Source organism: Nitrospira defluvii, assembly GCF_905220995.1.
GTDB lineage: Bacteria > Nitrospirota > Nitrospiria > Nitrospirales > Nitrospiraceae > Nitrospira_A > Nitrospira_A defluvii_C.
Genome location: NZ_CAJNBJ010000017.1, coordinates 43,166 through 54,613, shown reverse-complemented (window position 1 = coordinate 54,613; position 11,448 = coordinate 43,166). Strand labels below are relative to the sequence as shown.

9 protein-coding genes are annotated in these 11,448 nt (G+C 60.5%); all 9 read right to left on the bottom strand.

Features of this window, described 5'->3' with window-relative positions; all coding sequences use genetic code 11:
- Position 1: 1 nt before the first annotated feature.
- Positions 2–388: a glycine cleavage system protein GcvH gene (gene gcvH, locus KJA79_RS15370; RefSeq protein WP_213042949.1), complete on the bottom strand. Its 387-nt coding sequence runs from the start codon at positions 386–388 to the stop codon at positions 2–4.
- Positions 389–484: 96 nt separating this feature from the next.
- A complete protein-coding gene (locus tag KJA79_RS15365; RefSeq protein ID WP_213042948.1) occupies positions 485–2,035 on the bottom strand; it encodes a tol-pal system YbgF family protein in 1,551 nt (516 codons plus the stop codon).
- 7 nt (positions 2,036–2,042) lie between these two features.
- Positions 2,043–2,462 (bottom strand): nucleoside-diphosphate kinase, encoded by a 420-nt coding sequence (gene ndk / locus KJA79_RS15360; protein WP_213042947.1) that lies wholly within the window; start codon positions 2,460–2,462, stop codon positions 2,043–2,045.
- A 172-nt stretch (positions 2,463–2,634) separates the two neighbouring features.
- On the bottom strand, positions 2,635–3,681 hold the full coding sequence (gene mtnA / locus KJA79_RS15355) for an S-methyl-5-thioribose-1-phosphate isomerase (RefSeq protein ID WP_213043578.1): 1,047 nt from the start codon (positions 3,679–3,681) through the stop codon (positions 2,635–2,637).
- Between the two features lie 165 nt (positions 3,682–3,846).
- Entirely contained in the window at positions 3,847–4,914 is a 1,068-nt protein-coding gene (locus tag KJA79_RS15350) for a DegT/DnrJ/EryC1/StrS family aminotransferase (protein WP_213042946.1), read from the bottom strand.
- Positions 4,915–5,074: 160 nt separating this feature from the next.
- The gene (locus KJA79_RS15345; protein WP_213042945.1) at positions 5,075–6,376 is read right to left on the bottom strand and encodes a glycosyltransferase family 4 protein; all 1,302 of its coding nucleotides are present in this window, start codon (positions 6,374–6,376) and stop codon (positions 5,075–5,077) included.
- Positions 6,377–6,556: 180 nt separating this feature from the next.
- On the bottom strand, positions 6,557–9,088 hold the full coding sequence (locus KJA79_RS15340; protein ID WP_213042944.1) for a DNA internalization-related competence protein ComEC/Rec2: 2,532 nt from the start codon (positions 9,086–9,088) through the stop codon (positions 6,557–6,559).
- 26 nt (positions 9,089–9,114) lie between these two features.
- Positions 9,115–10,464 (bottom strand): phosphoglucosamine mutase, encoded by a 1,350-nt coding sequence (gene glmM, locus KJA79_RS15335; protein ID WP_213042943.1) that lies wholly within the window; start codon positions 10,462–10,464, stop codon positions 9,115–9,117.
- Positions 10,457–11,266 (bottom strand): dihydropteroate synthase, encoded by an 810-nt coding sequence (folP, locus tag KJA79_RS15330; RefSeq protein ID WP_213042942.1) that lies wholly within the window; start codon positions 11,264–11,266, stop codon positions 10,457–10,459. The genes glmM and folP overlap by 8 nt, the downstream gene beginning before the upstream one ends.
- Between the last annotated feature and the right edge of the window lie 182 nt (positions 11,267–11,448).

The window sequence follows — 11,448 nt, the reverse complement described above, 5'->3', positions numbered from 1 at the left end:
CTTAGTGTTTCTGTGTGCTCAAAAAGGTTTCGTACTGCGCAGCCGTCATGAGCTTGTCGACCTCCGCCGGAGCCGTGAGGTCGATCACCACCATCCATCCCTTGCCGTAGGGATCGGAGTTCACGACTTCGGGATGATCTTTGAGATCGGCATTGATCTTGGTGATGGTCCCACTCACCGGCGTGTAGATGGTGGACGTCGTCTTGGTGGACTCGACTTCGCCGATCTGTTGGCCGGCCGTCACCTTGGCGCCCACCTTGGGAAGATCGATAAACACGATATCACCCAACGCATCCTGCGCGAAATGACTGATGCCGACCGTCGCCTGCTGGCCTTCAGCACGGACCCACTCGTGTTCCTGGTGATAACGAAGATTGGACGGTATCATGGGACTCCTCTTGGTGGCCGCCTTCTCAACGGCCTACGTGAATAATACGCGCTCCGGACACAGGAGGCGCGATCGTAAAAGCTGAGCAATTCTTTGTCAAGGAACGGCCGGCGCCGCCTCCGGCACAAACACCAAATGGCGAATGTCCGGCGTCCGCAATTCATCCGCCTGCTGAGCCAACCCCGTGAACATGCCGCCGCCGTGCTCAGCCGGCGTCCGTAGCAACACCCAGCCTTGCGGCAGCGTTTGCGGCTCCCCCTTCTCGGATTGAATCACATCACGGCTCCACCCCTTGAACGCCCCGCCGAAGGCCCGCACATCCGACGCCTCACGAGAGGGCCCACCCAACAAGAGATCAAACCCCCGGCGGCGCGCTTCGGCGGCGTCTTCGCCATAGTTCACCAAGGCCGACGTCGGATTCGACAAGGCCTCGGGGTGAATCTCCAATACCATGCGTAACCGCGGAACCGCCTTCTGCAAATACTTCTTCAGCCTGGCCAGCACATCGAGTTCCTGGCGGGCTTTCCACCCTACCCACCGCCAGAGCGTTTTATCCGAGGCCAACGCCCCCGCATCCTGGCGAACCGTCATCCGCTCGCGGAGGGCCTGCGCAACTTCGGACGACGGCTGACGCACCTGCGTTTCAAACTGACGCAACACCCCGTCACTCACTTCATAGGCGAAACTGTTTTCTGCCCGTGCGCGAAAGACCATGCCATCGACCCCACTCCTCAACAGATCGGCCAGCAGCTGCGCCAGCTCCTGTTGGACCGGCGGGGCAAGGAGATCAAACTGTGCCCAGGGATGAACTTTGCGCCTGGTCGGATCATACAGCAGCATCCGGGATTCTTGACGGTGATCGGACAGGGGGGCGTGAAACAGATCGAGCACCGCAAAGACGGACATGCCCACCTCATGCGCCTGCGGCACCAGCACGCTGAACCAATCGGTCATCACGGGACCCTGTGAGGTCGAAAACAATGCGCCTGTCGGCAGGGTCGGCAACGGAGTGCTCGTCGGAGCAACCGTAGGAGTCGGCGGCCTGGTAAACGAGGACTCTAAGCTGGCATCCACGAGAATCGCGCTGACGCCCTGGGCGCTCAGCTGCCGGACCCACGATTCCACCTGCGCCATAGGGGGCAAATTGCTGAACGACACATAGAGCGCGGTATGACCGGATCTGGCACCGGCCGGCACCGTCGATTGATTCCGCAACGCCTCGATCCGATGCAGCGCGCGCTCCGCATAGACGCTCTGTGACGACACCGGGGCCCCCTCCGGACCGGCCAATATCCGGTACTCTTTCAGCGCTCCGGTCACTTCGCCCATCTGCTCATACGACTGCCCCAATTCCCAATGGGCTTCGTTCGCGCGACGGGATTTCGGGTAGGTCGTCAGATAGCGTTCATAGAGATGGATGGCGGCGGAGTAGCGCCCATCGGAAAACGCGCTGTTGGCTTGATACCAGAGACGCGTCTCAGCCTCGACAGAGGGGGTCTCGGTCGATGTTGCGACCGGAATTGTCGGCGAGCCGGCGCAACCAGCCAAAAGAGTGACGAGGAGGGAGGCACCGAGGACAGACAACAGAGCCCGGCGGCCCATGACGGGCCGCCGAGCATCGAGCAGGTAGAAAAAGTCCGCGCTCAACGTGCGCCTACCCGACCAACTCCATTTCGGGAAAGAAATACCCGATTTCGAACTTGGCCGTCTCGGGCGCATCCGATCCGTGCACCGCGTTGAATTCAATGTTCGCCCCATGCGCCGCACGGATGGTTCCCTGCTCGGCCTTGGCCGGATCAGTTGCCCCCATCAGTTCGCGATTTTTCTTCACGGCGTTATCACCCTCCAGCACCAGCACGACACAGGGCCCGGACGACATGAAGGTACAGAGGCTGTCGAAGAACGGGCGCGCCTTATGCACCGCATAGAAGCCTTGGGCCGTGGTCTTGGACAGATGCATCAGACGCATGGCGACCGGCTTCAACCCCGCCTTCTCGTATCGATTGATAATGTCGCCGATGGCATTCTTCTTCACGGCGTCCGGCTTGATGATGGCAAGGGTACGTTCACTCATGGATCGACAGGCTCCTTCGCTAAAAAAGATCGTAACAATAGTGTTCACGACACACTGGCGGCATTATAAAGAAGCGCCGGAAGTGCTGGCAAGATAAAGGACTATGAGAGTCTTCTGCGGGTAAGAGGCTGACGCCCCGCTCTGACACAGGCCATTACTGGGCGAGGCCGGACTAGCCCGCCGGCCGCTCCGCCCCAAACACACCGGCGAGATCCCCAGGCTTGAAGATGCCCCGCTCGGTGATGATGCCGGTCACGAATTCGGCCGGGGTCACATCGAACGCCGGATTGTAGACGGCCACGCCCTCCGGGGCGACAGGATGGCTCCCGTGGATCGACGTCACTTCGAGCGGGTTCCGTTCTTCAATAGGAATATCGGCGCCGGTCTTGGTGGCCAGATCGATCGTGCTGTAGGGCGCGGCGACATAAAACGGGATCCCATGCGCCCGGGCCAGGACTGCGACGGAGTACGTGCCGATCTTGTTAGCGACATCACCGTTCGCGGCGATACGATCCGCGCCGACCACGCAGACCTGAATCTTCCCCTGACGCATGAGGCTGCCGGCCATATTGTCGGTAATCAGCGTCACAGGAATCTTGTCTTGCATGAGTTCCCAGGCGGTCAACCGCGCGCCCTGGAGGACGGGCCTGGTTTCGTCGGCGATCACGTGGATCTTCTTTCCCTGCTCCCAGGCGGCGCGGATCACACCCAGCGCCGTCCCATACCCGGCCGTCGCCAGCGCGCCGGCATTGCAATGCGTGAGCACCGTCTGACCGTCGCCGATCACATGAGCCCCCTCTGTGCCCATGGCTTTGCATAACGCAATATCTTCGTCTAGGATCGCCTGTGATTCGCGGACCAGTTCGGCTTTGATCTGCGGGATTGGTTGAGTCTTCAGTGTCGCCATCTTCCGCTTCATACGGGCAATGGCCCAAAACAAATTAACCGCCGTAGGGCGTGATGCGGCTAAGTGGTCACAGATCTCACCGACCGCTTTGGCGAACGCATCATAGTCGGACGCTGCCACCCCGTGCGCGCCGAGTGCCACACCCATCGCTGCCGTCACCCCGATCGCCGGAGCGCCTCGAACTTTCAACTCGCGAATCGCCTGGGCCACAGCACGGTAATCCCGGCAGTCCAGAAACTCGACCTGCGTCGGCAAGCGACTCTGATCCAAGAGACGAACGACGCCGTCTTTCCACTCGACCGTAGGCACCATGAATGGGATCTCCAATTTCACCGGGGGAGGAAACGACACCGGATTCCAGCGGTGTCCTTCAACAATCGTCTCATCATGCCGATCACAGGGGCGGGGGTCAAGAGCAGAAAGGAGCAGTTGGTTCACCAGGAGGATGGTATCACGACAGCAACACGCCGGGTCGACTTAGCGGAGTTCCTCTTGGAGAATCTGGGCGACTTGTCTTACCGCATCTTCGTTGAGCGAGGGATGAATCGGCAGGGAAATGGCGGCGGCATCGACCTCGTCGCTGGCAGGAAAATCGGGCAATTCCAGATATCGATGCAGCGGTCGGAAGACGGGTTTGCGACAATGGACTCCCCGATGCGCCAAACGCGACAGGTAGCCGGCAAAGTCATCAGCCGACTGGAGCCCCTTTGGGAGTCGCACGACAAACCGATAGTAGACATGCGTCCGCCCATCCGGAACCGTCGGGAGCGCGAATAGTTCTCCCGGGAGGTGCTCCCGATACACGGCGGCCAATGTGGCCCGCGTCTCGAGAAAATCCCCGATTTGATTCAGCTGCACCACGCCGATGGCGGCCTGGAGGTCCGTCATCTTGCAGTTGAACGCAGCGGCATTGAGCGAGGGCGCCTGATCATATTCCCGAAGCTCGCGGACCCGTTCGAGCAAGGCCTCGTCGTTCGAGAGGACCATACCCCCTTCCCCGGTACAGAGTAATTTGGTGGCGTAAAATGAACAAACCGTCAGTAGCCCGACGGTACCGACCGCACGTCCCTGCTCCATCGCACCGAGGGTCTGGGCGCAATCTTCGATCAGCGGAATGCCCAGCGACTGCAAACTCGTCAGGTCCGCAGGCAAGCCGAACAGATGCGGGACGATGACGGCACGGGTCCTGGGCGTGCGAGCTTTACGGACCTTGTGCGGATCGAGATTGTAGGTCGTCGGATCGATGTCGACGATTCTTGCCTGAGCGCCGACACGCTGCACCGCCAACCAGGGAGCCGAGCACACATAACTGGGAAGAATGACGTTGTCGCCGTGTCCGACCCCCAAGGCACGTAAGGCCAGTTCCAGCGCCACCGTGCCGGAACTCACAGCCACGCCCCCCTGCAGGCCGATATAGGCGGCCATGCCCCGCTCGAATTGCGCAACCACCGGGCCTTCGGTGATGTGGCCCGACCGCAGTACCTCGGTGACGGCGCGAATCTCTTCTTGCCCGAGGAAAGGTTTGGAATGGGGAATCATCGTCATCGTGTCAGGGCAACATGCGCACAGACTTTTATCATGCCGACGACGCGTGTTGGCGGGAAATTCTACGTGGAAGGCCCCTCACAAGACAACACCCTGTGCATCATGGAAAGACGCGTGCATGCAGAGCATCAGACTCATGCGAATTCCGCGACATCGGCCGTCAGCAGGCCATCGGCGTCGACTCAGGAGGACTCTGCCTCGGAGCAATCAGCGGTTGGTAGAGCGATTCCAGTGGCCAAAGACAGCGACTCCAGTCGTACCAGATCTCAGCCATGTGGCGGGCCGCCTGCCCAAATCGCTCTCGATCCGGTTGACTTGCGAGCAGGGTCTGAATCGATTCGATCATATCGCCCGGCTGGTCGGCGACCAACACATCTCGACCCGGCTGCATCTTCATCCCTTCGATCCCCGGCGACGTAGTGATGATGGGGAGACCCGTGGCCATCGCTTCCAGCAGCCTCGCACGCGTGCCTGCGCCATTGACATACGGGGCGACATAGATGGAGGCTTCGCGCAAATGGAGGTGGAGATCGGCCACGGACCCGGTCACAACGATGCCCTGACCGGCCAAGCGAGTCACACGCGCGTCTGGATTTCGCCCAACCAAGCGCAGTTCGGATTTGGGGAATTCCCGACGAATCGCCGGGAACACCTCCGTCGCCAGACAGACCGCGGCCTCGATATTGTGCTCGGCACCCATGTCCCCGGTAAACAGCAGGAGAGGTGATGTCATCACGTGATCTGGTTTGGGACGGATCGTCCGGCAATCGACGCCGTTCGGAACCACCAGCACCCGTTGCCCAGGATGGGCACGTTCACACCGGATACGGTCCTCTTCGGAGGCGACCGTCACGCAGTGGGTCGTCGGCCAACACCAGCGATCAAACCAGCGGACCTTCACTCGATGGATCAGCTGGTTCGACCGACTGGCTGACTGTTGTCCCCCTCGCAGTCTGCGAAACTCGCTCACCGGGCTAGGGGATCGAAGGTCCAGCACGACTGGAAGCACCGTGTCTTCTGGTACATACGGCATCATGGACAACGTATCGACATGGATGGCCGCGTAAGCCCCACTGGCTAGTCGCTCCTGGACTGCCGAGGTCAAGGCTCGATCCTTTGAATAGGGACTGATCCAGCAGAACCGATCGAGTAAACGAGGGCCTTGGAGCGGGACTGTCGTCACATCGATGGACACATCCCTCACATGATGCGAGGCATCCTCTGCAGCGTCCTGGACTGGAACGATCACATCCACAGGAAACCGGCCGCCGAGAAACCGGAGCAGATGCAACATCCGCAAGGCTCCACCGCCTTGTCTGGTAGAAGGCGGTCCGGAGGCCAGAAACAACAATCGCTTTGCCATCGACTCGCTGCCTTGCGTATCCGTATGCATCCCAGAGGAAGGTCCGACGCCCACCTCTGTCGGACCGGCCATGGCCGTACCGACACCAGTGAGACTCATGCCGCTGCCACGATGTAGAAACGACCTCCAGTGCCTGCATGGGCTATGCCTTGCCGGCGCTGCAACGCACTCACATAAAATTGAAGACTTACGGCGGAGATTGGCAGGAGCTGTCGGCAAAATTGACAGTAGGCAGGTGGAAATTGCAGGCAGAGATGTTGTTTTCCAGAGTGGACGCCGCTACAACCAATTCCACCGTCGCCACAGTCGATGCCAATTGTCCCGATCAATAGCCCATATGGGCTGGGACAAGGAGAGCGGCTGAAGCGTCCATTCCCTGGTACTATGCACAGCCAGTTGCTGCTGCGCCGGGTCAACATCCACCCACACCGCCCCATCCCGATCCGTTCGCCACACCCGAGCCTGTACCGCTTCGTAGGCTGCCAAGACCTCTCCGGCCGGGTGCCCATAGGGATTGTGTCGGGCGACGGACACCACGGCCACCTCAGGGCGAATCGTCTCCAGCCAGCTACGTTCCAGCGAACTCTTGGCGCCATGATGCGGGACTTTGAGCAAGGTGATGTGCCCAAGCGAACCAGCCTGAACCAGTCTTGACAACGTCTCACGTTCGGCGTCCCCGGTGAACAACATCTGTCGCGCTCCGCAGGAAAGTTGGGTGACCACCGACAGATTGTTCAGCGACTCGCGTTTCCCACCGGAACGTGTCGCCTGGGAGGGAGCCGGGTTCAGCGCAACCAGGCGACAGCTACTATCCTCAACCATCAGCCGTCCCTCCTCCGCCACCATCGCAGACACGTTTCGTTGCAAGAGCGCCCGCTCGATCTTACGCCAGAACTCCTCGGGTCGTGTGACCCCATTCGTCCAGAAGTGTGCGACGTGGACATGGCCAAGAATCCAGGCCAGCCCACCGACATGATCCAATTGCGGATGGGTGCCGATCACGTGATCCACACGTCGAATGCCGCGATTCCACAGAAACGGTGCCACGACACTACGCCCCATATCGACACGCTCATACGTTGCCCCGCCATCAATCAGCACAACGCCGCCCTGGGGCAATTCTATGACCGCACTGTCCCCCTGCCCCACATCGAGAAACGTCACCCGTAGATGCCCGTCTCGATTGAACGGACGTGGCGACCACAACCACCACAAGACAATCGCGACGAGAGAGGCCACCACCGTCCCCCTCACCACGGGAGTGGCAGCGACGAGCCGGCCGGACAACCAGACCCAACCCAGTAGATAGAAGAGCATCATCATCGGAACGGTCGGCGCCGCCACAAACCATTCTCCGCCTGGCAAACCGGCCACCCAATGCGTCCCCTCGATCAGCCAGCGCCCGAGCAGATCGATGGCTTCAGCGCCGGGAAGTCCGTCCGCCTGGGTCGCAATCACCCACAAAGCCGCCACCAGACTGAGAGGGAGGAAGACCAGTCCGACGAACGGCACCATGATCACGTTGACAAAGAGGCCCATCCACGACACCTGATTGAAGTAACAGGCCACCAACGGCAGAGTCGCCAGCGTCACCAATGCCGTCAACCGGAGAGATTCGCGCAACCAGAAGACAATTCCGGCAACCCTCGACGGCTGGAGCGGATGCAACTCGGCCGTCTCCATCTCTCGCCGCAGCGCCAACGCCAAGACCCACACTGAGACGTAGGAGAGCTGAAACGAAATGTCATACAGGGCGGCAGGATGTACCAACAAGGTGAGGCCGGCTGCTGCAGCCAACGCATGGAGCAGGTATTGTGGCGCACCGAGCCAAACCGTCCATAACCCGATCATGATCATGATCGACGAACGGATGGTCGCCGTTTCAGCCCCGGCCAGTAGGGTGTACCCTCCCACGGGAAGCACTGTCAGCACAGCCGCCAGCCGGGTCGGCGTGAGCCATCGTGAAAGCCCCAGGAGGATCGTAGGCGGCAGCAGGAGGCAGGCCTTCCGGACCAGGGCGAAGGATAACAACGCAATCAGCCCAAGATGGGAACCCGAAATAGAGAGAATATGCACCGTGCCGGTCGTCATGAACCACTCCCGGACCTCCGGCTCCAAGAATCCCTGCTCTCCGATCGTTAAACTGAGAAACAGACCACGACTGGGTTGCGAGAGGGAATCAGCCGCGCTCCTCACGCGACTGCGCCAGTCTTCAATCAATCGTGAGCCGGACGCGAACAGCGAAGATTCTTCAGCAGCACGCACTTCAACCGCGCCGGCCCCCGACACCGTTCCGACCGCCTCGACCCCCTGCAGATCCAGATAGGCCGCGTAGTCAAACGCTCTCGGATTGATCGTTCCCGTGGGTGCATGCACTCGGGTGCGGACACGAATTTCAAGGCCGCGGTGCAGCTCCCGGTCGGGATCTCGCCACGTGAGACGAAGCAGAAACGGCGGGACCAGGTCCGGGTCGTCGCTGGCCGTCACCTGCACCAAAGCCGTCTGGCGCGCCGGGGCATGGCGGACTGAGTCCACGATCGTGCCGCTCAGTCGAGCCGGCAAGGCGCCGGGATGATCCGGCACCGGACGGTGCGACACGAACCATCCACAGAGCATCCAGTAGAGGCACCCACCACAGAGACAGGCCAGCCACAGGCTCCCCTGCCGTGCCGTGACTCGCCCCTGTTGCTCCAGAAGCAGGGTGCCGACCGCGCAGGCCGTAAGCAGAATCGCACTCGTGAGGGGAAAGTAGTGGAAATAGGAACCGAGAGCCAACCCAAGAATGAAGGTGATCGTCAGGGAAGGCAGCATCCGGCGCCTGCGGCATGAAGCCGTCGCTAGCCGATGCGAGCACGCACGATACTCGCAAGGTGATCGGCCACCTCGCGAATTGTGGAATCTCTTTCGCCCTCGACCATGATTCGCAAGAGGGCTTCGGTCCCGGAATACCGCACCAACACCCGGCCACTCCCGTTCAAGGTGGCCTCGGCAGTCTTGATCGCCTGCTGGATGTCCGGGATCTGATTCAAGTCCGGCTTATGCTTCACTTTCACATTAAGCAAAATCTGCGGCACCGCCGTCATCGCCTTCGCCAGTTCCGAGAGCGGCTTGCCGGTTCGTTTCATCAGAGAAAGAATCTGCAAGGCGGAGATCAATCCATCACCGGTCGTGTTGTGGTCGAGAAAAATAAAATGTCCCGATTGCTCTCCGCCGAAGTTATAGCCGTCGGCCAGCATGCGCTCCATGAGGTAACGGTCGCCGACGGGAGTTCGCATGAGCTGGATGCCGGCTCGCTTCATAGCGAGCTCAAGTCCAAAGTTGCTCATCACGGTGCCCACCACGGTTTGGGAGGCCAGGCGTCCTTGCGCATGCAAATCGAGCCCCAGTGCCGCCATGACATGGTCCCCGTCAACGATCTCACCCTGTTCGCAGACGAAGATCGCCCGGTCCGCGTCACCGTCCAACGCGATACCGATATGCGCGCCATGGCGCCGCACCGCCTCCTGCAGTCGTTCAGGATGCACGGCGCCGCACTTGTCATTGATGTTCATGCCGTCGGGACTGTTGGCAATGACTTCGATTTCCGCCCCGAGTTCGCGCAGCACCGTCGGCGCGACCTTGTACGCTGCACCATTGGCACAATCCACCACCAGTTTAATTCCTTGAAAATCGAGGTCTCGGGGAACCGACCGTTTCACAAATTCGATGTACCGTCCCTCCGCATCGCCGATCCGATACGCCTTTCCGATCGCGTCCGCCGTCGGCCGCAGATGTTTGATCTCATCGGAGACGATCAACTGCTCGATGCGCGCCTCGACCTCATCAGGCAGTTTGAAACCCTCACTGGAGAAGAATTTAATGCCGTTGTCTTGATACGGATTGTGTGAGGCGGAGATCACCACACCCGCATCTGCCCGCAGGCTTCTCGTGAGAAACGCAATGGCCGGGGTCGGCATGGGACCGACGAGCAGCACATCAACACCCATCGAGCAGATGCCCGAGGTCAGCGCGGACTCCAGCATGTAGCCGGAGAGGCGCGTATCTTTTCCAATGACCACCTGGTGCCGGCCTGCCCGCCGCATAAAAATGTGGGCAGCAGCGCGCCCGAGTTGCATCGCGATTTCACTGGTCATGGGTTCGAGGTTCGCAACCCCACGAACGCCGTCTGTGCCAAACAATTTACGCATTGGGTACCTCTACAGAAGAACGCCCGTGACGGGAAATGGCTGACACGACTGACGCCGTATCTTTCATGGCTCGGACATCATGCACACGAAGGATATGGGCGCCCTTGAGAACCGCAACCGCTATCGCGCCGGCAGTCCCATATCCCCGCTCGTGCACCGGTCGGTCCACCAGGTTTCCGATAAACTGCTTCCTGGAGACGCCGACCAGCACCGGATGCCCCAGTCTTGTGAACAGGTCGAACTCCGCGAGCAATCGGAGGTTATGCTCTTGGAGCTTACCAAAACCGAAGCCGGGGTCAAGGATGATTTGACTTGCCTGGATGCCGGCACCCAGTGCCGCCTGAATCCGTTCCCGTAGGAAGGCACACACCTCGTCCACGACGTTCCCATAGTGGGGCGCCCGCTGCATGGTGCGCGGAGTGCCTTGCATATGCATCAGCACCACGGCAACCCCGGCTTCAGCCACCAGGCCGGCCATCAAGGAATCACCGCGCAAGGCCGAGATGTCATTGACGATAGATGCACCGGCCTGAATCGCACGACGGGCCACGGCAGCCTTCGTCGTATCGACAGACAGGGGAAGCGACACCGCCTGACGCACGGCGTCCAGCACAGGCATCAGTCGGCTCAGCTCTTCATGCTCGTCGATGGGCTGCGCACCCGGCCTCGAAGACTCCGCACCAAGGTCGATGATATCGGCCCCCTCGTCCTCCATCTGCTTGGCATGGCTGACCGCTTGATCAACCGTCAGGAAGGCGCCCCCATCAGAAAAGGAGTCAGGAGTCACATTGAGGACCCCCATGATAAGCGGGCCCGAGCCGAAGGTGAGGGTTTGAGAGCCGACCTTGAGGACAAAGGGTTTATGCGAGGGTGTGTTCGTCAGGGTCACAGCGAGTCCGCAGAGTAAGCGCGAGGAACGGACGCCTTGGAACAATGTGAGCCGGCTACGGAAGGGAACGGAAGGCGCAGGGCAATTTGAAGCGA

Bases quoted from the DNA above. Each gene is read 5' to 3' on its own strand.
- gcvH (WP_213042949.1), bottom strand. From the start codon at position 388: ATGATACCGTCCAATCTTCGTTATCACCAGGAACACGAGTGGGTCCGT.
- ndk (WP_213042947.1), bottom strand. From the start codon at position 2,462: ATGAGTGAACGTACCCTTGCCATCATCAAGCCGGACGCCGTGAAGAAG.
- mtnA (WP_213043578.1), bottom strand. From the start codon at position 3,681: ATGGTGCCTACGGTCGAGTGGAAAGACGGCGTCGTTCGTCTCTTGGAT.
- KJA79_RS15350 (WP_213042946.1), bottom strand. From the start codon at position 4,914: ATGACGATGATTCCCCATTCCAAACCTTTCCTCGGGCAAGAAGAGATT.
- KJA79_RS15345 (WP_213042945.1), bottom strand. From the start codon at position 6,376: ATGAGTCTCACTGGTGTCGGTACGGCCATGGCCGGTCCGACAGAGGTG.
- KJA79_RS15340 (WP_213042944.1), bottom strand. From the start codon at position 9,088: ATGCTGCCTTCCCTGACGATCACCTTCATTCTTGGGTTGGCTCTCGGT.
- glmM (WP_213042943.1), bottom strand. From the start codon at position 10,464: ATGCGTAAATTGTTTGGCACAGACGGCGTTCGTGGGGTTGCGAACCTC.
- folP (WP_213042942.1), bottom strand. From the start codon at position 11,266: ATGGGGGTCCTCAATGTGACTCCTGACTCCTTTTCTGATGGGGGCGCC.